Raw genomic sequence first — 19721 nt, forward strand, 5'->3', positions numbered from 1 at the left:
GTCTCAGTGTGGGAGGGGCGTAGTCGGCAGCGTGGCTCCCGCGGCGGCTGCGGCGGCGACAGCAGCGGGCATACGGCTCCCGCCGAGGAACGGAAGGCCGATCGGCGAGCTCGAATACAGCCCGGTGGCAACGACCCGAACTACTTGTAGTCCGGCCGCTCTCACGTCCGCGGTGGTGACATCGACTTCGACGACACGGTGCCCAGCGCTGTTCAAGACCTTGACCAATGCCGCGATTCGGTCGGTTGTCGGTGCGGCGTCGGCCGTGTCGAGGTCCGACAGGTCGACCGAACCGAGTGTGGCGGCGGCAAGTTCACGACGGAACTGTTCTTGCACTTCGGGATCGAGGTGTATCTGGAGGTGGCAGACGTAGTCGACCAGATCGCGCCGATCGCTTCGATAGGACATTCCGTAGGCGCGGTCCGCGCGCCAGGGTTTGAGCGGGCTGGTCGGTGACTGCGCGGCCTGCATATAAGCCGAGGTCGGGTCGTCGTATTCGGAGACGAACAGTTGGAGTTGCAGGGCTTCGGCGTATGCCTTTTCCGCAGCGCGCACCGCGTCTGTTCCCACACCCATCCCGAGCGTCAGATATCCCGTCGAGCGGTCATGCACCAAAGACCCGAGTACCGGAATGCCGAATTCGGTGGTGAACGAATAGAAACGAGTGTCGAGTCGCCCCTGTGGCCCCCTCGCGAACTGGCGTAGCCACGTCGGTACGGACACTTCGTGAACGCCTTGCCCGCCGTACCAGGACAGTGTCATCGCATCACGTTCGAGTATTTCGCATAGTGCGCCCCAGCAGGCGAATTCACTGCTGGGGCCCGCGGCGAGACCTGCCTGGACGATCGGGTTCGTCAGCGGGCGGTCCTCGCCCACCGGGCGTGTGTGCGATCCGAAGTACGAGGGCCACACCAGTGACGCCGGCACCCACACCGAGCTCCCGGTCGAGAGGTCGGTGCCGTCGATCCATTCGACGTCGAGGCATCCGGTGAACTCGGACGCAGGGAAGCGCGGTGCCGCATGCTGTTCGGCGGAGTACAGGCACACCGTGGCGGGGTCGAGAGCGTCGACACCCTCGGCGGTCAGAGAGAGGTAGCTGCCGCGGCGGAGACCGTCCGGAACAAGGTTGCCGCAGTACCGTTCGACGCCTTCGCCGATTGCTGCGCCCAGCACGCGGTCCGGGGAGCCGAAGCCGTAGCCGGCTCCGGAATTGTCCGCCGGCCAGTCGCTGAATCGGCTGATGTCGCTGATACGGGAATGGGTCAGGGCGAAGGAGGAGGGAAAGTGCTCGGGAATGCAGCGGGGGTCCAGTCGGGTGAGAACTCCGAACCGGGGGTCGACCAACGCGTCGTACATGTCTTCCTTCTCGTTGCAGTCGGTCACAGGGCAAGCAATACTAGGCAAGCGGCAGGGGGACTCTGACCAGGTCAGAGCTGTTGCGCGGGTGCATTTTCCACCCGAGGGCGGTGGGTACCTCGAGTAGACGCGGTGACCCGTGGAGCGGGAATGCCGGCGGGCCGTTGCCGACCAGTTGGGGTGTCAGCACTCGAACCACCGTCAGACCGGATTGCGCGATGTCGTCGGTGGTGAGATCGACGACGACCGCGTCGATACCGTGGCGTGCGAGCGCAGCGAGGTAGGTTTCCCGCACCGAGCCCGTGACCGCGGGGATCTCGTCCATCGCGACCCGGTCGCGAGGTTCGAGGCGAAGGAGCGCGGTGCCGGCCTGCATGCGCCGGTCCTGGTAGAGCTGTGCGACGGCGGGGAGGTCGACCAGGTTGCGGAAGTTCTTTCCGGCCGCGTCGAGGTAGTTGCGATCCGCGCGGTACGGAAGGAAGACGTGGTCTGGCATCGCGCCGGTACGGACGGACTGCCAGGTCTCGCTGTCCGGGTCGGCGAGTTGACGGGAGAGTTGCAGCGACCCCAGCGCTTCGACGAGCGCTTTCGTCGCAGCGGCATGCGGGGTGGCGCGGCAGGCGCTGCCGAAGGCGACGAGTTCGCGGGCACGGTCGCGGACCAGTGCCCCGACGACGGGTACACCGAATTGCGACGGGATGTGAATCAAAGTCACGTCGAGGTCGAATCCTTCGGCGGGGCAGCCCATCTGGCCTAAGACCCGTCCCCCGTCGTCGAGTCGGTGAGCGTCGGTACCGCTGGCCCACCAGATCGTTGTGGCATCGCGCTCGAGCAGCTCCTCGATGGCGGATTGCTCGGCCCGCTGCCGGCTCGTACCGGTGGCGATACCGGAGTACATCAACGAGTGCAGCGGCGGCTCCGACGTGCGGGAGCCACGAATGTAGTTGAGATAGACCGATCCTGCCGGGGCTCGTACGGCCCGGCCGTCGTGCATGTCAACGCCTTCGACCCATTCGACAGGGGTATCGGCCGTGAACGGTACGAACGGGAAACCACGGCTTGCGTATTGCTCGGGTGAGTACAACGCGAAGGTGCCGGGATCGAGCGCGTCGATTCCGCGGGCGCGCAGTTCGCGGTAGCTCGCACGGTCGAGATGCGGGGGAACAGCATTGCCGCAATACCGTTCGACGGCTTCCCCTATCGCGGCACCACGTGCCGCTCCGTGATCTCCGAACGAGGCACCGAAGCCGATCGGGTCGGCGACCCAGTCGACGACACGATCCATGCATGCGACATGGGCGCGGTAGCCCACCCACGCACTGGGCAGCTCGACATCTCGTTCGAGCGGACCCACACCGGTGAGGACGCCGAGCCGGGATCCATGAAGGCTCGATCCGTGAACGCTCATTGCTTTTCCTGTCGGATAGGGAGACGGACGAGGGTACGGGTGGCACCGACATGCACTGTTTGCGTTGCCTTTTCGATTGTCGTGCCGATGTAGCGGTTGCCGCTGTTCAAGTTCCGCGTGAGGGCGGGGAAGTCGCTGCCGGTGATGTGCAGGATCAGCTCCGACCCGCGTTCGAGATGTACAGCCGTGCGAGAGAGAGGAACGCGCACGGCGTCGGCGCTGGCACCGGTCACCGCGACGGCGTAGCCGATTTGGTGCAGCGAACCGCCGGCGCTGCGGTGGAGCAGCCGCACGATCCAGTCGGCTTCCGGCGCTGTGGTCGATGCGGTCAGGTGTGCTTCTGGGATGCCGTCGATGTGCAGGTCGGCTGCCAGCGGGCCGGTCGTGAAGTCGACGAAGTCACTGCGGACGACAGCACTGCGGTCGTGGTGGGCGGGGATGGTGGGGTACGGGTCGGCGGGGTTGTACTCGAAAGACAGTGCGGCTGAGCCGGACTGGGGCGCGGGTTCGAGCCGGCGACGGTCGTGTGCGTACAGCAGGATCGACGATTCCGGTTCTGCGCGTGTCTCGTTGTCGATCCACGTATCGACCCCCCGGTGAAAGATCGACACGGACGCCGATCTGGATTCGGCGGCGCGGTGCCCGAGGACCGAATGCAGCCACTGCACGCATATCTTCCCCCACTCGATCGACGCGACCGGGCCGTGGCGGCCGGTCGGATCGACGAACAGCTCGTGGGTCCACGGCCCGATCATCAGCCGCCGGGCCGGGCGCGGTTCGACGTTGGAACCGACAAGGTCGGAATGGGCGACTGACGTCTCGGTCACCAGGTCGTACCACCCTCCGACGTGAAACGAAGGCACCGTCAATTCGGCCAGTTCGTTGTCGGTGATGCGTTGATCGTCGAGATGGTCCGGGCCTCGATCGAGCACCCCGCCCCACGTCGGGAGCTGCACCCCGGTGGTGTCGGGTAGTTGGGTGACCGGAAGCGCGAGATACGACGCGAGGCCGGGTAGAGCATTGCCCGGCATGTCCGTCCGGCTCACCCGGGCGTCGCCGTGCTGCAACCACCACCCCAGGTGCTCGTACAGGCGCAGAATGCCGGACGGGTCGAATTTGGTGCGAGCGAGTTCCATCGAGGGACACAGGCTCACCACCGCCCGGACCGCGATCGGGCGTTCTACGGCCATCGCCCATGCGGTGTAGGCGGAGTAAGAGCCGCCGTATGCGACGACGCCGCCGTTCGACCATGGTTGACCGCATACGAAGTCGACCAGTGCTGCGCCGTCGTCTCGTTCCGAGCGGTAGGGGGTGAAAGTTCCGTCGGAGTCGTACCGTCCGCGTACGTCGGCGACGATGTAGGCGAAGCCGTTGCGCGCCCAGCCGAGGCCTTCGGAGCGGTGGTGCGATCGTCCGTACATCGTGCGTGTGATGACAGCGGTGGCCGGGAAACATCCTGGCTCGGGAAGGTAGATGTCTGCGACGCAACACGTTCCGTCGCCGTTCGACACGCGCAGGTTGTGCTGCGAGCGTGGACTGTTCGTCACAGCGTAGCGGTGCCGCGCCGAAACGGGATGGGCAGAACGGGATGATGAACGATGTGCGCCGATGCCGGGTCGACGTCGAGTTGCACCGAGCCGATCGCAGTGTCGCCCGTTGCGAGGTATGCGCGCACCTCGGCGGCGATGACACCGGCGACGACGGCGATACCGCTGCGGTGGGGCCACCGAACGGGAGGCAGGATCGAGCGGGGATCGTCGAGGTAGCGCCAATGATCGAGGAGTTGGTCGGCGACACCGGACGCGGCGAGACGGCGACCCCGGACGTCGTGGTAGTCGGCATTGTTCGATGCCGGTGACCACAGCGGACCGATGAAGAAGCGTTCGCCTTCGGCGTGGCAGCGGTGCCATGCCGTTCGGTGGGCAGTGCACCAGTTCTGCAATTGCGACCAGCGGGCGTCGGGCAGCCATGTAGCGCAGCTGACCACGACGTCCGCCGTCGACACCGAGCCCTCGTCTGCAATCCCCACCGTCACATCGCCGCAGTCCTCGAGCAGAGAAGCCACCGCCTCGGCGATCGGAGTGTCTCCGTCGACGAGAACAGACGACGCCGTCGATACAGATGAAGCTGTCGACTCCTCCGCAAGAATGCCGCGCTCATCCAGTAGTGCGATGAGCTGCCGAGTCAGGTCGGCATCGTCGCCGAGCGAGTCGATATCGATTTCCCTCCCCATGTGAGCCGACTCCTGCAGGAGTTTCACCACATGAGGTGGCCCGCTGAGGCGAACGAAGCGATCTCCCGGTCTCGAGCACAACCAGGTGCCGTCGACAGCCGGATACAGATGATGTCCGGCGGCAATACTTGGCATGACAAGCTCCGTCAGAGTGGGCCCGCGATCACAGGCGTGAGTAGTTCGGTGTCAGTTCAGTTGTCCACGAACGTGTGTCAGTCCTCGAAGGCGAACGGATTGTGCACGATCGAATTGGTGGTCGGGCTCTGCGGGGCGCTCTGCGCAGCCGACGACTCGATCTCCTCGAAGGCGAACGGATTGTGCACGATCGAGTTCGTGGTCGGACCCTGCAGTGCGCTCGTCGTGGGAGCGCCGGCGATATCGGTTGCGGTGAAGTTGGACATTACGCATACCTTCTTCCATTGTTGAACATGATTGTCGTTGTCGATCGACTTCCGCATCATCCGACGCTCGGTCACGGTTGTCAAGGTTGCAACACTGCATACGTGTACCGCTACTTGATCCGGGGCAGACAAAAAGCAACCGGCACAATACAATCGGTCGACGCCGAAGACGACGCCCTACCCGAACCAAGGCCACCGAAAGAAGCGCGGATCCGGCAGGACGCGACAATGGGTCCAACCCAGCCGACCTGGGCCCGTCAGCCACTGCCGCCCCGCACCTACCGAAGTCTTCGCGGCCGAAACTCGCTGCGATACCCCAATACCGCTATCGGTCGGTCAGTTATGAACACCCTGAAACTAAGCTGTTCCCATGCCCGCCGGACGCTTCGCTCCCAGTCCCTCCGGCGATCTCCATCTCGGCAATCTCCGCACAGGACTGCTGGCCTGGCTCTTCGCCCGCTCCACCGAACGGCGTTTCGTGATGCGCGTCGAAGACCTCGATCGCGTGAAAGCCGGCTCAGAGCAACGTCAACTCGACGACCTCGCGGCAATCGGCATCGACTGGGACGGGCCGATCATGCGGCAATCCGAGCGTCGGGAAATCTACGACGCCACGATTCGCACGCTCACCGCCGCCGGACTGACGTACGAATGCTTCTGCACGCGTCGGGAAATCCTGCAGGCCGCGTCGGCTCCGCATGCACCCGACGGCGCATACCCGGGGACCTGCAGAAATCTGACCGCTGACGAGAAAGCAGCCAAAGACCGACCACCTGCCATCCGATTGCGCTCGCAGACAACCGAATTCACCGTCGTCGATCAGCTGCACGGTCTCTTCCGAGGCCAGGTGGACGACTTCGTCCTGCGTCGATCCGACGGTGTACCCGCCTACAACCTCGCCGTCGTCGTCGATGATGGCGCGCAAGGCGTCGACCAGATCGTGCGCGGCGACGACCTGCTCACGTCCGCGCCGCGGCAGGGCTACCTCGCTCAACTCTTGGGCCTGACCCCCGCGACGTACGTCCACGTCCCCCTCGCACTGAACGTCGAGGGTAAGCGCCTTGCCAAGCGCGACGGTGCCGTCACACTGCGCGAACGACCCGATGCGTGGACGCTCATCACAGCATCCCTCGGCATGCCGGACGTGAAGAACGCCGAGGAACTGCTCGAGCGGTGGAAGCCGAGGCTGGTGCCGCGCGAACCGTGGGTGTTCGACCCCTCGAATGCCTGAACGCCCTGACAAAATCGAGATCACGTCGCAACGCGACAGAACCCAACTGCGCACGAATCGGACGTACAGTGACCGCGACAAACTTATCCCGAGGGAGAAGGACACAATGACCTCAGGCGGCTACGACCCCGACAAGGATCCACAGAACCCCGGTGGTTATCCCCCGCCGCAGGGCGGCGGCTACCCACCACCCGGCAACTACCCACCACCCGCGCAGGGCAACTACCCGCCGCCCGGGAATTACCCGCCACCTCCCGGCGATTACCCCCAGCAAGGCGGCTACCCGCCACCCGGCGGCTACCCGCCACCCGGCGGCTACCCACCGCCCCCACAGGGCAACTACCCGCCGCCTCCGTCGTTCGGTAACTCACCGATGGCGACGCAGCTATCCGTGGGAACAGCCATCGGCTACGGATTCGAGAAGTTCAAGCAGAACGCACTCGTCTGGGTCGGCATCGTCCTGATCGCCGCGGTCATCCAGGTGGTACTGAACTACGTGTTGAGCTCCAACAACATCGTCTTCAGCTTGATCTTCAGCGTCATCATCGGTGTCGTCTCACTCCTCATCCAGGCGGCACTCGTTCGCGGCGCTCTGCATGAGGTGGACGGGGTCAAGCCCGCGTTCGGGTCCTTCTTCCAGTTCGGCAATGTTGCCGCCGTCGTCATCGCCGGCATCCTCGTCGGCATTGCAACCAGCATCGGCTTCGTCCTGCTGATCATCCCCGGCATCGTCATCACGTTCTTCACATGGTGGACCTTCCAGTTCGTCATCGACCGCGGTGACGAGCCGATTCCCGCCATCAAGGCCAGCGCGCAGGCGATCGCGTCGAACGGCGGGACCCTCTTCGTCCTCGCGCTCGCCCTGGTCGGCATCAATATCGTCGGCGGTCTCCTCCTCGGCATCGGCCTGCTGGCGAGCATTCCGATCACGATCATCGCCGGTACCTACGCTTACCGCGTCACGGTGCGTGGCAACGTCGCCTGACCTGTAATCCGCCTCGATGGGCGCGCATCCCCTACCCCGGGGATTCGCGCCCATTACCGTCTCGGTGCTTGGATCGTCAGGTGACTACTACCCAACACACCGCCCCCGACGGCGGCGCCGAGTCTGGGCAGGCCACGTTCGCTCACATCAGCCGGGGCTACTACCCCACCATTGTCGCGTTGTTCGTCGCGACGCTGCTGATCTCGAATGTGGCCGCCAGCAAAGGTGTCGCCTTCTTCGCCTCGTCCGACGTCATGCTCGGACCGTTCCAGATCCTGCCGATCAATACCGACGGCGCATTCTTTCTGTTCCCCCTCGCCTACATCCTCGGCGACGTACTCAGCGAGGTCTACGGCTTCAAAGCCACGCGCCGCGCGATCTACCTCGGTTTCGGCTCCCTGCTGCTCACCTCGGTGTGCTTCTGGATCGCCATCGAACTCCCCGCCGCCTCGTTCTACGAGAACCAGGCCGCCCTCGAGAGCGTCGTCGGCGTCGTTCCCCGGCTGGTCCTCGCCGGTCTCGCCGGCTACACCGTCGGGCAGCTCCTCAACTCCGTCGTCCTGGTCAAGATCAAGGAACGCACCAAGGAAAAGCACCTGTGGGCGCGACTGATCGGCTCGACCATCGTCGGCGAATTCTTCGACACCCTGATCTTCTGCTCCATCGCCGCCGGAGTCATCGGCATCACCACGTGGACCGACTTCATCAACTACGTCATCGTCGGATTTTTGTGGAAGACGCTGGCCGAGGTCATCGTCATGCCCATCACGTACCGCGTCATCTCGTACATCAAGAAGCGCGAGCCCTCGTACCAGGATCGCTAGGACGCGACCCATTCCACACTGAGGTCGTACAAACGCTCCCGGGCCGTCTCGAACGTGGCGACGGCCCGGGTGCCCGGCCAGTCCACCGGCGTCATCGACGGCGGAAGACCAGGGTCGACGTAGGGAACGACGCGCCATTCGTCGAGCAACGGCACGAATGTGACGAACGCGTCGCGCGGGTTCCGCGCGGGCGGCCCGCCGTCGAAAGCGTCGAGAAATGCCCGATGTCGATCGGCGATGCCGGCCAGATCCCACCACTGCTCGGCACTTTCGCGCAGCGTGCCGGGAGGCGCGACCTCGGACGCGACGAACGTCGTGACGTACTGCGACAACTCCAACGCGTCGACTATGGCAACAGCCTCCGCCGCCAGATATTCGGGCGCGATCCACAATCCTGGTGAGACGGTCCCGCAACCTATCGACGTGAGCCGACGCCTCAGCTGGTGCCGAGCCGCGCGTTGCGTCTCGGGAATGGTGAACGAGATCAACCGAAATGGATCGCCGTCGGCCATCCGCCGGAAGCCGAAGATGCGACCGTCTCCCCGAGCGAACATTGCGTCGGCCTGCTCGGTGATCCGATAGCCGGTGCGACCCTCACGATTAGCGGATTCGACGACGCCCTTCTTCTTCAACCTCGTCACCGCAATGCGCGTGCTCTCCGGTGGCACTCCCAGCGTGTCCATCCAGACGACGAAATCGGCAATGGCAAACCACCCGCCGAGAGGCCGAACGTAGGCTCCGAGCACCGTGCGCACCAACGAGGTGGCGCTACCTGGACGAGACTCGAAGTCGTCGAGGATGGCCCCGGCGGTGCTAGGCGTGGAGTTCGTCACGAATCGCCACGATACCCAGGTACACCTCGCGATACGAGGTACTCAGTGGGCTCAACCCCAGCCGAATACCGTGTGGCGCGCGGTAATCCGGGATGACACCCTGCTCCCACAGCCGAGCAGTGATGGCCTTGAATTCCGGATGGTCGATGGTGACGTGACCACCGCGTCGATTCGAGTCCTCGGGTGAGGCGATCTCCACTCCGAGCGGTACCAGCATCTCGCGGACGAGCTCGAGGGCGTACTCGGTGAGCGCAACGGACTTGGCACGGATCGCATCCATACCCACCTCGGCGATCATCTCGATGGTGTCCTGCATCGCGATCATCCCGAACACCGACGGCGTACCACTGATGATGCGTCGAATACCCTGTGCCGGAGCGTAACCCTGCGCCATCTCGAACGGATCGGCCCGGCCCATCCAACCCCAGATCGGCTGCACGAAGTCGGCCAGAAGATCACTGCGCACGTACGCGAAGGCCGGCGAACCCGGACCGCCGTTGAGGTACTTGTAGGTACACCCGACGGCCAGATCCACTCCCCACGAATCGAATTCGAGCGGCACCGAACCGACGGAATGGCACACGTCCAACAGCATCAGAGCGCCGGCCTCGTGCGTGATGCGCGTCGCCTCGGCCACGTCGACGAGGAAGCCGGATCGGTAGGCGACGTGGGTGATCACCACCAAGGCGGTGTTCTCCCCCACCACCTCGGCGAGTTGTTCCGGCGTGATGCCACCGCGGCGGTCCGTCTCGATCCATCGGAGAGTCATATTCAGTTCTGCTGCAATGCCTTCGAGCAGATAGCGATCGGTCGGGAAGTTGTCCCGGTCGATGACGATCTCGGTGCGGCCAGGCCGCATGGCGATCGCCGCCCGTGCCAGCTTGTACAGCAGTACCGTCGTCGAATCGCCGATCGTGGTCTGCCCGGACGCTGCCCCGAGGGTGGCGTCGGCCAGGGCGTCGCCGATGGTGACGGGGAGGTCGAACCACTGCTCGTCCCAGCCCCGGATGAGGCGTCCACCCCAGGCGTCGGTCATGAAGGTGTTGATGCGTTCGACGCTGGCTTTGGTGGGCCGGCCCAGCGAGTTGCCGTCGAGATATGCGGTGATCGACGGGTCGTCACTACCGAGGAACTTGTCGCGAAAGCTCCGGAGCGGGTCATTGTCGTCGAGTTCGAGAGCGCGTTCCATCATCGGCCGATGTCCGTTCTCACAGCGAGCAATTCGGGGAAGAAGGTGAGTTCGAGCGCTTTCTGCAAGAACCCGACGCCGCTCGACCCTCCCGTCCCGCTCTTCATTCCGATGGTGCGCAGCACCGTGCGCATGTGACGGAAGCGCCAGAGCTGGAAGTTCTCCTCCAAGTCGACGAGCTCCTCGAATGCCTCGTACACCGCCCAATGTTCGGTGTGGTTCTCGTAGACGAACTTGATCAGCGGCATCAGGTCCTCGTTGAACGTGTATGCCGCGGTGACGTCACGATCGAGGGCCGATGCCGGTACGTCGTACCCCTGCCGCGCCAACGACTGCCAGAACGCGTCGTACAGGCTCGGCTGGTGCAGCAGCGTCGAAAGCAGCTCATAAGCAACAGGATCGGACTCGAAGACCGTCAGCATGCCCGCATTCTTGTTTCCCAGAACGAACTCCACCGCCCGGTACTGATACGACTGGAAGCCCGAGGAGTTGCCGAGGAAGTCGCGGAACTGGGAGTACTCCGTCGGGGTGAGTGTGGCGAGCACAGACCACTGCTCGGTCAGTGTCTTCTGAATGTGCTTGACCCGGGCCACGCATTTGAGTGCGGTACCGATGTCGTCGGCATCGAATGCGGCTCGCGCAGCAAGTGTCTCGTGCAGCACCAGCTTGAGCCACAGCTCGGTGGTCTGGTGCTGGATGATGAACAGCAGTTCGTCGTGATGCTCGGGGGTGCTCACCGGTTTCTGAGCGCTGAGCAGCGTATCGAGGTCGAGGTAAGACCCGTAGCTCATGCGGTCACTGAAGTCGGTGACGACGCTCTTCTCGATCTTCCGGGTGTTCGCTTCGACGCTCATGGATCGTCCTCGAGGTGGTGGGCTGATGAATCCAGCGTATTACACATACGTGTCGACCGCTAGATATTCGTAAGCTAGCGAATGCCGCGGATCCGTACGGCACCGATCAGCGCAGCAATGCTGACCAGGGACACCGCCAGGATGTAGTAGCCCGGGGACACCGCTTGGCCGGTCGCAGCCACCAGAGCGGCCGCGATGGTCGGAGTGAATCCACCGAAGATCGCCGTGGTGACGTTGTATCCGAACGACAGTCCGGTGGCCCGCGAATGCACCGGGAACGCGTCGGACATCACCGACGGCAGCGCGCCGAAGTAGAGCGCTTTCAACAAACCCAGAATGGTCATGACGAGAGCGAGCGTGAGGAACGACGGCACCGCGATGAGCCACATGAACAGCGGAACGACGCTGACGCCGATCGCGATCGCCGACGGCAACATGATCTTGATGCGGCCTACCTTGTCGGACAACTGACCGACGAACGGCGTCACCACGGTCAGAATCACGCCGGTGATCATCAGTGCGACGAACGACAGCGAGTTGTTCAGTCCCAGTTGCTTGATACCGAAGGTCGGCAGGTACTGCAGAATGAAATTCAGCGCGGTGGACACCACCAGCACACCGCCGGCAATGAGGATTCCGCCCCACTGGTTCTTGAACAGATCGCGCACAGGCGATTTCGGCGTGTCCGACGCGGCGACGATAGCCGGCGATTCGTCGACGTGACGGCGGATGAACCATCCCACTGGGCCTACCAGCAGCCCGAAGACGAACGGCACACGCCAGCCCCAGTCGACCATGCTGGCCTCGGACAACACCGCGGTCAGTCCGGCTGCGAACGAGGCCGCCATCAGCGTGGCCAATCCCTGGCTGGCGAACTGGAAGCTACCGAAGAATCCGCGGCGCTTGCCGTTCTGTTCGACGAGAAAGGATGTGGCCGCACCGAATTCGCCACCGGCAGCGAAACCCTGAATCAGGCGCGCCACGATGATTCCGATGGGGGCGAGGATGCCGATGTCGTCGTAGTTGGGCATGAAGGCGATCAACGCGGTGCCGAGCACCATCAAGCGAATGCTCATCACCAGAGCCTTCTTTCGCCCTTTCCGGTCTGCGTAGGAGCCGAGGATCAGTCCGCCGAGGGGACGGATCAGATACGAGACTCCGAAGACCGCGAATGTCTGCACCAGTTGCACGCCGGGGTCGGCCGAGGGAAAGAAGTTCTGCCCGATGTATATGGCGAACAGCGCATAGATGGCGATGTCGAACCACTCGAGAGCGTTGCCGATGGTGGCGGCAGCGATGGCGCGGACCGGATTCTTGACGGACACAACGGCTTCACCCGCGCCGTCACGATCGGGAGTTCGATGAACGTGTGCAGTGGACATGTCGGATTCTCCGGTGGTGTTCAGGAGCGCGAGGCGCTGGCGGATTCGAGCGGTGCGTCATGACCACCGGCGACATTGCCGATGTCGTAGAACAGGCCGGCGGCCATCGCGAGACCTTCACGAGCGATGGAAGCCAGCATGTGTTCGTCGGGTGCATGTTGACGGCATCCCGGGTAGGAGTGCGGCATCCAGACCGTCGGAATTCCGAGGGTGTCGGTGAACACGTGATTGGGCAGGGACCCACCGATGTTGGGCAGCACGGTGACTGGGTAACCGACTGTGCGCTCGACCGACTGGGCGACCGTGCGAACCCAGGGGTCGTTCGGGTCCGTTCGGCTCGCAGGAAACGAGATGCCGAGTTCGACGTCGACCATCGAGTACCCGTGCGCATCGAGGTGTCGTCGTAGCCGTGCGCCGAGATCGTCGAGGTCGGTACCGACGACGTACCTCAGCTGCAACCGCGCTCGCGCCTGGCCGGGGATCGCATTGACCGGTTCGACGATGTTGCCTGCACTCATGGCGATCACCTCGAGTGTGTTCCACCCGAAAACCCGCTCGGCGGCCGACAATTCGGTGGCCGACCAGCCGGAATCGACCACCGGGTCGCCCGGGGTGCGTCCGACCTCGATAGCTCTGAGTGCATCGACGACGGACTCGGGAATGTGCTCGGGAACGAGGCTGTCGAGCAGAATCCGGCCGTGACCGTCGACCAGTGTCCCGATGGCACCGGCCAGGGTGGTCGCGGGGTTGCGGAGCAGTCCACCCCAGTTGCCCGAGTGGTAGCCGCGCTCACGCAGGTCGACGACGAGGTCGAAGTCCACGCCGCCACGGGCACCGAGAAACAGTGTCGGAGTCTGGGCATCGAGACGTGGTCCGTCCGAGGCGATCAGCACGTCGGCGGTGAGTTGTTCACGGTGGTCGGACACGAATTGTTCGAGTCCGGGTGAGCCGATCTCCTCGCCGGTCTCGAACAGCAGCGTCAGATTGAATCCGAACGATCCGCGGGCCTCGAGAACCGTCCGCAGTGCCGCGAGGTTCACCAGATGCTGGCCCTTGTTGTCGGCTGTTCCGCGCCCGTAGAGCCGGCCGTCCCGTTCGACGAGAGTCCAGGGCGACAAACCGTCCGACCAGTCTTCGGCCATGCCCAGAACCACATCGGCGTGGCCGTAACAGAGCACGGTCGGCAGATCGGGGCTCTCGTGACGGGTGGCGATCAGGAAAGGACCACCCTTCTCGACCGGGTTGGGATAGGTCTCGACCGCGCACCCGAGTGCCTCGAGCCTCGGCACGAGAAGATCGTGCAGATATGCCGACAACGCAACCCGACCGGCCGCCGACTGGCTTTCCGACGGAACGGACACCAGCTCGGACAGTTCGCGATGGAACTCACCCGAATCGTAGAAGTCCTGGGCCTGCGCGATCACATGCTCGCGTTTCATCGAATCTCCCTCAACGTCGGCCTGGTGTTCGCCTGACAGTAGCGAGCCGGATACCGTCTACACCATTGCCGATTGACGCTCCCTGCGTTGCCTCAGAAGCAACGCTCGGACCGACAGAGGCTCGATGACAATCGCGTGTCACCGCCGTGACCGTGTTGTGAAAGAAGGGGTGATGTCGTTGCATTTGATGCCCTCAGCGCTGACGTACTTCTGCGAAGTAGCGCGAACCGGGTCCGTCACCGAGGCGGCCGCAACGCAACATCTGGCCGCGTCGGCGGTCAGCAGACAGATCGCCAAGCTCGAACGTGACATCGGAGTGCCACTCTTCGCACGACATGCCCGGGGAATGACGCTCACCGAAGCGGGCCATCGTCTCCTCGCCCACGCGCGCAGACACGAAGTGGAATCGTCGTCCCTCATCGCCGAAATACGCAGCGTCGACGCCACCGAACACGGCAGCGTCACCGTGGCCTGCACCGAAGGCTTCTCGCAGTCCGTCGTCCCGCGGGCCATGGCGTCGGTCCATCGGACTCACCCGTCGGTCACGTTCACCCTGGACGTGGTCGGGCCGGAGGAGGCCAGCCGACGGGTGGTCGATGCCCGCGCGGACGTCGCCGTTACCTTCTCGCTGGGTCGCCGAACCGACGTGACGGTCGAACATTCCGTCACCGTGCCCATCTGCGCCGTCGTCGCACTCGGCCACCCGCTGACCGACCGAGCCAGCGTCGATCTGGCCGACATCTGCTCCTATCCCCTCGCGTTGTCGACCACCGGATCGAGTCAACGCGAATTGTTCGACGCCGGAATCCGACTGGAGGGGCTCTCACCCCACGTCGGTCTGCAGTGCGAGCGGCTGGCTCCGATCCTCGAGTTCGCACGATCGAGCGACGGCGTCGCTCTCGTCAGTGACCTGGGCGGTGACCGCAAATCGGGCCTGACGTACATCCCCCTCGTGCATCCGGTGTTCGCCCAGCGCCGGGCCGAAATCCACACGATGCGCGGTAGGCCGCCGTCGGCCCGAATCGTGGCCCTGATCGACGCGTTGACCGATATTCTCGAGGCTGCGGGATAGTGGCGGGACCTCGAACTGGCCTATCCTCGAGATAGCCGAATCGAGTGAGGAATCGCAGTGCGTAGAGCGTCCGGACAGTTGGAGGAGTCGATCCTCGATTTGCTCGGCGAGCACACGGAACTCTCGGTGGCCCAGGCCCGCGAGCATCTGGGCTCGGATCTCGCGCACACCACCGTCATGACGGCATTGGTGCGCTTGCATGGCAAAGGCCTTGTCGATCGGGAGCGACGAGGGCGTTCCTTCGTCTACACCCTCAACGCCCCGGTCGATGAGATCCCCGCGCTTCGGGCCGCGATGCGGATGCGCACCGAACTCGGCGCACGAGCCGAGCGCGCCGACGTACTGGCCAGCTTCGTGGCCGCACTCGACCCCGAGGACGAGGCCACGCTGCGAGAGTTGCTCGCCAAATCGGACGCAGCCGAGCACCATCGATGACTCTGCTCCTGATCGTCGCCGTGTTGCCGTGGGCACTCTCGCTGCTGCTGGGATTCGGAGCCGACCACATCGACCGTCGTCTCAACCCCTCGACCGCCGTCGTACTGCTGCCCATTCTGTCTGTGGTCACGGCGTTCTCGGTGCTCGCGTCCCTGACTGCGCTTGCCGCGGTGTTTCTGACGACGGGTCAGGCCGTGTGGGTGGCACTCGGAATCGTGATCTGCGCGTGGATGATTTGGCGGTCGGTCGAGGTGGCCCGCCATGTTCGACGCGTCGTCGCCAGTACGTCCATCGCATCCGAATTCGGTGACGAGGCGCGGGCGACAGGCGGGATCGTCGTGGTCGACTCCGATGTTCCCGACGCCTTCGCCGTCCCCTCCGGCGGAGGTGCCGTCGTGATCACCACGGGCCTGGCGGAAGCGCTGTCGGACAACGAGTTACAAGCGGTGATCGAACACGAGCGCGCTCATCTGCGGCACCGTCACAGCGTGTGGATCCAGATGTGCGAGATCGCAGCGCGAGTCGATCCGATTCTCGGGCCTCTGACCGCCACGGTGCGGCACGCGGCGGAGCGTCAAGCAGACGAAAGCGCGGCGGCACTCGGCCGTCGAGATGCGTTGTCTGCCATTGCCAGAACGGCTCTGCTTCGGAACCATCTCGACCATGAAACCCGCACTCTTGCCAGTACCGGCGGCGACGTCGTGCGCCGCGTGCAGGCACTGAGCGAACCGCCACGGAACCGTCCCGACCGCGGGATTCTTGCCGCCGGACTGGTCGTCGTCCTCGCCTTCACCGTCATCTCGGTGGCGTTGTTCGACGTTGTCCAAGATGTGGTGGCACCCGAGGCCGGAGAAGTTCCCACCTCGATCTTCCGCTGATCTCAGATACCCGCGACGCCCGCGAGTTGGCCGATCGCATAGGTGACGGCCATTGCGATCGCACCACCGATCACAATTCGAGTCATTGCCGGCCGACCGGGCGCACCGCCGAGACGCGCGCTGATACTGCCGGTCAGGGCCAGAGCCACCAGCACCACGACGAACGTCACCGGGATGCGCAGCGACGCAGGCAACAACAGGATGGACAACAGCGGCAGCAGTGCCCCGCTGACGAACGAGACCGCCGACGATCCGGCGGCCTGCCACGGATTGGTCAACGCATCCGGGTCGATTCCCAGCTCGATGTCCACGTGGGCGGCAAACGGATCGTGTTCGGTGAGTTCGCGAGCGACGGTCTGTGCGGTGTCGGCCGACAGACCTTTCGCCTCGTACAGTGCCGCGAGCTCGGCCAGTTCCTGCTCGGGCTGCTCGTCGAGTTCCCGGCGTTCCTTGATCAACAAGGATCGCTCGGCATCACGCTGTGTGCTCACCGACACGTACTCCCCGAGTGCCATGGACACAGCTCCGGCGACGAGCCCCGCGAGACCAGCGGTGAGCAGCGATCCCCTGTCTGTGGTGGCGGCCGCGACACCGACGACCAGGCCGGCGGTGGAGACGATGCCATCGTTGGCACCCAGCACCCCGGCCCGTAGCCAGTTCAGCCGACCGGACAGATCTCCGTGCGGTTCGTGCTCGTGCAGGCTCGGCTCGGGCTCACTCATCGACGGCCGTTGCCGATACGTCGTCCCACGCGGCGCGAGCGCCGGACTCTCCGATTCTGTACACCTGGACGATTGTGGTCGCTCCGATCACCACTGCCAAGACAACCACCGCAATCGACTGCCACCGCACAGGCGCGTTGCCGCGACGCTCCCGCAGATGCAGGAACACGAGTGCCGCGGCGACGACGACCAGACCGACGGAGAAGTAGATCATCCAATCGCCGATCTCGGTGTGCCTTTCGACCGCCGCGGTCTCGGGGACGCGCTTCTCGAGCCACTCGCCCGCCTCGGTCGTCAGCGGAGTCAGCACCAGCGTGAACACCGCCAGGGCTGCGATGAGCCACACCAGCCTGCTGCGCACACCGGACCAGATACTGGCGGCAATGGCGAGCAACGCGGTCAACGGTGCCAGCACCACGATGAAGTGAACGAGCAGAATATGGGCTGGAAGGCCGTTGAAGGTGGACATGCGTTCTCCCGCTGGATTCGAAGTCGCGTGCACCTCACGCCCCGGTCATACTACACATCGTGTAGTAGCTGAGCGCCGGACTTCATTGTTTGTCGTATCGTCGGTGCGTGCCGCCGAACAACCACTATCACCACTTGATGTTCGGCCCTGCCGCGATTGCGCGGCAGCAGGTCGACGGCAGTTACACCGCCTACGGCTCGCAGACCGAGCGACCCGACGACGGCCCGATGCCGCTCGACGATCGCGAGAAAGCGATGATCCGCGCGCTGGATCAGTTCCAGATCGCCACTGTCGCCGAGACCGGCTGGCCCTACATTCAGTACCGAAGTGGGCCGAAGGGGTTCCTGCAGGTCCTCGACGATCACACACTGGGTTTCGCCGATTTCGCCGGCAACCATCAGTACGTGACGGCAGCCAATCTGGACCATGACGATCGCGTTGCGATCTTCCTCGTGAATTACCCTCTGCGGCAACGCCTCAAGCTCTACGGCCGAGCACGGACCGTCGAGGCCGCGGATGATCCCGAACTACTGGACCGACTGAGAAAGATCGGTGACCTGGCCGTCGCCGCCACGTGCGAGCGCAGCGTCGTCATCGACGTCGAGGCCTTCGACTGGAACTGCACCCGCAGCATCATTCCTCGCTACGACGCGGCCTACCTCGCGGACCTGTCCGAGGTGTACCAGCGCAAAGCTGCCGAGCGGGAAAGCGAACTACTGCAGCGTATTTCGGAGCTGGAGGATCAGCTCAGGCAGTCTTCGGCGCATAGAACCGGCCCAGATACTCCGTCTTGAACTCGGTGAATCGCTGCTGCTCGATCGAAGCACGGATGTCGTCGACCAGCTTGACCGTGAATCGCTCGTTGTGAATCGTGCACAGCGTCGAGGCAAGCATCTCCTTCGCCTTGAACAGGTGATGGATGTAGGCCTTGGTGTAGTGCGCGCAGGTGTAGCAGTCGCAGTTCTCGTCGATCGGGGTGAAATCGCGCCGATGCTTCGCGGTGTTGATGTTGAAGCGGCCCGTGGGCACATAGATCGCCGCATTGCGCGCCACCCGTGAGGGATTGACGCAGTCGAAGGTGTCGGCACCGTTCTCGATTGCGACGAAGAAGTCGTCCGGCTCGCTGATCCCGAGCATGTGGCGCGGCTTGTGTTCGGGCAGTTCCTCGTTCACCCACCGAGTGATGGTGCCCAGGTTCTGCTTCTCGAGTGCGCCGCCGATTCCGTAGCCGTCGAAGCCGCGGCCGGTCTCACCGGTGATCGTCTCGAGGTCGTGCGCGGCCTTGCGTCGCAGGTCCTCGTACTGCGCTCCCTGGACCACTCCGAACAGCGCCTGGTACGGCTTGTCGGCGCGCTCGACGGTGAGGCGTTCGTGTTCGAGGACGCATCGCTTCGCCCATGCCTGGGTGCGGTCGACCGACTTCTCCTGATACCCGCGGGTATTCATCAGCGTGGTCAGCTCGTCGAACGCGAACATGATGTCGGCGCCGAGCCGATGCTGAATCTGCATCGACACCTCGGGAGTGAATCGATGCTTCGAGCCGTCGAGATGGGACTTGAACGTCACGCCGTCGTCGTCGACGTGGGCCAATCGCTCCTTGCCCTCGGCGATGACGTCGTCGGACTCCACCCGTGAGGCGTCCATCGAGATGACCTTCTTGAACCCGACACCGAGGGACATCACCTGGAAGCCGCCGCTGTCGGTGAACGTCGGCCCGTCCCAGTTCATGAATTTGCCCAGCCCGCCGGCCTCGTCGACGATGTCCGAGCCCGGCTGCAGGTACAGGTGATACGCGTTGGCGAGTACCGCCTGTGCGCCGAGTTCCTTCATCGCCTCCGGCAGCACCGCTTTGACGGTCGCCTTCGTCCCCACCGCAATGAACGCGGGGGTGGCGATATCGCCGTGCGGGGTGTGGATGGTGCCGGTGCGTCCGAGCTCACCGTCGAGCCGGGTGCCGATATCGAATCCGAAATTGGAAGAACTCACCGCGTCAGTATGCGGCTTCGCCGC

General features: G+C 64.2%; 20 protein-coding genes. 7 read left to right on the forward strand and 13 right to left on the reverse strand.

The features are described from left to right. Window positions 1-3: 3 nt before the first annotated feature. The 5 genes from QM588_RS20065 to QM588_RS20085 form a co-directional block, all read right to left on the reverse strand. On the reverse strand, window positions 4-1383 hold the full coding sequence (locus QM588_RS20065) for a YcaO-like family protein (protein ID WP_283315961.1): 1380 nt from the start codon (window positions 1381-1383) through the stop codon (window positions 4-6). A 13-nt stretch (window positions 1384-1396) separates the two neighbouring features. Then, window positions 1397-2764, reverse strand: a complete 1368-nt coding sequence (locus QM588_RS20070) for a YcaO-like family protein (protein WP_283315962.1) — start codon at window positions 2762-2764, stop codon at window positions 1397-1399. After that, window positions 2761-4311, reverse strand: coding sequence for a CocE/NonD family hydrolase (locus QM588_RS20075; protein WP_283315963.1), 1551 nt, complete (start codon window positions 4309-4311; stop codon window positions 2761-2763). The genes QM588_RS20070 and QM588_RS20075 overlap by 4 nt, the downstream gene beginning before the upstream one ends. Beyond that, on the reverse strand, window positions 4308-5132 hold the full coding sequence (locus QM588_RS20080; RefSeq protein ID WP_283315965.1) for a hypothetical protein: 825 nt from the start codon (window positions 5130-5132) through the stop codon (window positions 4308-4310). The genes QM588_RS20075 and QM588_RS20080 overlap by 4 nt, the downstream gene beginning before the upstream one ends. 77 nt (window positions 5133-5209) lie before the next feature. Further along, window positions 5210-5398: a streptamidine-related RiPP repeat protein gene (locus tag QM588_RS20085; RefSeq protein ID WP_222060860.1), complete on the reverse strand. Its 189-nt coding sequence runs from the start codon at window positions 5396-5398 to the stop codon at window positions 5210-5212. A gap of 370 nt (window positions 5399-5768) precedes the next feature. Here QM588_RS20085 and gluQRS point away from each other — a divergent pair, with 370 nt between their 5' ends. From gluQRS to QM588_RS20100, 3 genes are all read left to right on the forward strand, one after another. Continuing rightward, entirely contained in the window at window positions 5769-6629 is an 861-nt protein-coding gene (gene gluQRS, locus QM588_RS20090; RefSeq protein ID WP_094716150.1) for a tRNA glutamyl-Q(34) synthetase GluQRS, read from the forward strand. Window positions 6630-6735: 106 nt separating this feature from the next. Further along, window positions 6736-7614, forward strand: a complete 879-nt coding sequence (locus QM588_RS20095) for a hypothetical protein (protein ID WP_283315969.1) — start codon at window positions 6736-6738, stop codon at window positions 7612-7614. Window positions 7615-7694: 80 nt separating this feature from the next. Continuing rightward, window positions 7695-8438: a queuosine precursor transporter gene (locus QM588_RS20100; RefSeq protein ID WP_027494587.1), complete on the forward strand. Its 744-nt coding sequence runs from the start codon at window positions 7695-7697 to the stop codon at window positions 8436-8438. On the opposite strand, the gene QM588_RS20105 is transcribed toward QM588_RS20100, so the two are convergent. The 5 genes from QM588_RS20105 to QM588_RS20125 form a co-directional block, all read right to left on the reverse strand. Next, on the reverse strand, window positions 8435-9271 hold the full coding sequence (locus QM588_RS20105) for a PaaX family transcriptional regulator (protein WP_283315972.1): 837 nt from the start codon (window positions 9269-9271) through the stop codon (window positions 8435-8437). The genes QM588_RS20100 and QM588_RS20105 overlap by 4 nt on opposite strands. Then, window positions 9252-10460 carry a kynureninase gene (gene kynU / locus QM588_RS20110; protein WP_283316219.1) on the reverse strand — a complete coding sequence of 403 codons (1209 nt, stop codon included), beginning with the start codon at window positions 10458-10460 and terminating at the stop codon, window positions 9252-9254. The genes QM588_RS20105 and kynU overlap by 20 nt, the downstream gene beginning before the upstream one ends. Then, complete coding sequence (locus QM588_RS20115; protein WP_283315973.1) at window positions 10460-11314, reverse strand: tryptophan 2,3-dioxygenase; 855 nt, start codon at window positions 11312-11314, stop codon at window positions 10460-10462. The genes kynU and QM588_RS20115 overlap by 1 nt, the downstream gene beginning before the upstream one ends. A gap of 74 nt (window positions 11315-11388) precedes the next feature. Further along, window positions 11389-12696 carry an MFS transporter gene (locus QM588_RS20120; protein ID WP_283315975.1) on the reverse strand — a complete coding sequence of 436 codons (1308 nt, stop codon included), beginning with the start codon at window positions 12694-12696 and terminating at the stop codon, window positions 11389-11391. A 20-nt stretch (window positions 12697-12716) separates the two neighbouring features. After that, window positions 12717-14135 carry a M20 family metallopeptidase gene (locus QM588_RS20125; RefSeq protein ID WP_283315976.1) on the reverse strand — a complete coding sequence of 473 codons (1419 nt, stop codon included), beginning with the start codon at window positions 14133-14135 and terminating at the stop codon, window positions 12717-12719. A 172-nt stretch (window positions 14136-14307) separates the two neighbouring features. Between QM588_RS20125 and QM588_RS20130 the strand changes: the two genes are divergently transcribed. The 3 genes from QM588_RS20130 to QM588_RS20140 are packed head-to-tail and all read left to right on the forward strand — an operon-like array spanning window position 14308 to window position 16520. Then, the gene (locus QM588_RS20130) at window positions 14308-15207 is read left to right on the forward strand and encodes a LysR family transcriptional regulator (RefSeq protein WP_283315979.1); all 900 of its coding nucleotides are present in this window, start codon (window positions 14308-14310) and stop codon (window positions 15205-15207) included. 57 nt (window positions 15208-15264) lie between these two features. Beyond that, entirely contained in the window at window positions 15265-15642 is a 378-nt protein-coding gene (locus QM588_RS20135) for a BlaI/MecI/CopY family transcriptional regulator (RefSeq protein ID WP_283315981.1), read from the forward strand. Next, window positions 15639-16520, forward strand: a complete 882-nt coding sequence (locus QM588_RS20140; RefSeq protein ID WP_283315982.1) for a M56 family metallopeptidase — start codon at window positions 15639-15641, stop codon at window positions 16518-16520. The genes QM588_RS20135 and QM588_RS20140 overlap by 4 nt, the downstream gene beginning before the upstream one ends. 2 nt (window positions 16521-16522) lie before the next feature. Here the strand turns inward: QM588_RS20140 and QM588_RS20145 are convergent, their stop codons facing one another. Then, on the reverse strand, window positions 16523-17242 hold the full coding sequence (locus tag QM588_RS20145) for a VIT1/CCC1 transporter family protein (RefSeq protein WP_283315983.1): 720 nt from the start codon (window positions 17240-17242) through the stop codon (window positions 16523-16525). Continuing rightward, entirely contained in the window at window positions 17235-17711 is a 477-nt protein-coding gene (locus tag QM588_RS20150) for a DUF2231 domain-containing protein (RefSeq protein ID WP_283315985.1), read from the reverse strand. Before QM588_RS20150 ends, QM588_RS20145 begins: the two co-directional genes overlap by 8 nt. A 137-nt stretch (window positions 17712-17848) precedes the next feature. Here QM588_RS20150 and QM588_RS20155 point away from each other — a divergent pair, with 137 nt between their 5' ends. Then, on the forward strand, window positions 17849-18505 hold the full coding sequence (locus tag QM588_RS20155) for a pyridoxamine 5'-phosphate oxidase family protein (protein ID WP_442972953.1): 657 nt from the start codon (window positions 17849-17851) through the stop codon (window positions 18503-18505). On the opposite strand, the gene tgt is transcribed toward QM588_RS20155, so the two are convergent. Beyond that, window positions 18459-19697: a tRNA guanosine(34) transglycosylase Tgt gene (gene tgt / locus QM588_RS20160; protein WP_032384131.1), complete on the reverse strand. Its 1239-nt coding sequence runs from the start codon at window positions 19695-19697 to the stop codon at window positions 18459-18461. The genes QM588_RS20155 and tgt overlap by 47 nt on opposite strands. Window positions 19698-19721 lie beyond the last annotated feature (24 nt).

The sequence above is a fragment of the Rhodococcus sp. IEGM 1354 genome (genome assembly GCF_030056855.1).
In the GTDB taxonomy this organism is placed as follows: Bacteria; Actinomycetota; Actinomycetes; order Mycobacteriales; family Mycobacteriaceae; genus Rhodococcoides.

Coding starts and splice junctions, on each gene's coding strand:
- QM588_RS20145 (WP_283315983.1), bottom strand. CDS start 17,242: ATGAGTGAGCCCGAGCCGAGCCTGCACGAGCACGAACCGCACGGAGAT.
- QM588_RS20085 (WP_222060860.1), bottom strand. CDS start 5,398: ATGTCCAACTTCACCGCAACCGATATCGCCGGCGCTCCCACGACGAGC.
- QM588_RS20155 (WP_442972953.1), top strand. CDS start 17,849: ATGTTCGGCCCTGCCGCGATTGCGCGGCAGCAGGTCGACGGCAGTTAC.
- kynU (WP_283316219.1), bottom strand. CDS start 10,460: ATGGAACGCGCTCTCGAACTCGACGACAATGACCCGCTCCGGAGCTTT.
- QM588_RS20115 (WP_283315973.1), bottom strand. CDS start 11,314: ATGAGCGTCGAAGCGAACACCCGGAAGATCGAGAAGAGCGTCGTCACC.
- QM588_RS20140 (WP_283315982.1), top strand. CDS start 15,639: ATGACTCTGCTCCTGATCGTCGCCGTGTTGCCGTGGGCACTCTCGCTG.
- QM588_RS20120 (WP_283315975.1), bottom strand. CDS start 12,696: ATGTCCACTGCACACGTTCATCGAACTCCCGATCGTGACGGCGCGGGT.
- QM588_RS20130 (WP_283315979.1), top strand. CDS start 14,308: ATGTCGTTGCATTTGATGCCCTCAGCGCTGACGTACTTCTGCGAAGTA.
- gluQRS (WP_094716150.1), top strand. CDS start 5,769: ATGCCCGCCGGACGCTTCGCTCCCAGTCCCTCCGGCGATCTCCATCTC.
- QM588_RS20070 (WP_283315962.1), bottom strand. CDS start 2,764: ATGAGCGTTCACGGATCGAGCCTTCATGGATCCCGGCTCGGCGTCCTC.
- QM588_RS20080 (WP_283315965.1), bottom strand. CDS start 5,132: ATGCCAAGTATTGCCGCCGGACATCATCTGTATCCGGCTGTCGACGGC.
- QM588_RS20095 (WP_283315969.1), top strand. CDS start 6,736: ATGACCTCAGGCGGCTACGACCCCGACAAGGATCCACAGAACCCCGGT.
- QM588_RS20125 (WP_283315976.1), bottom strand. CDS start 14,135: ATGAAACGCGAGCATGTGATCGCGCAGGCCCAGGACTTCTACGATTCG.
- QM588_RS20150 (WP_283315985.1), bottom strand. CDS start 17,711: ATGTCCACCTTCAACGGCCTTCCAGCCCATATTCTGCTCGTTCACTTC.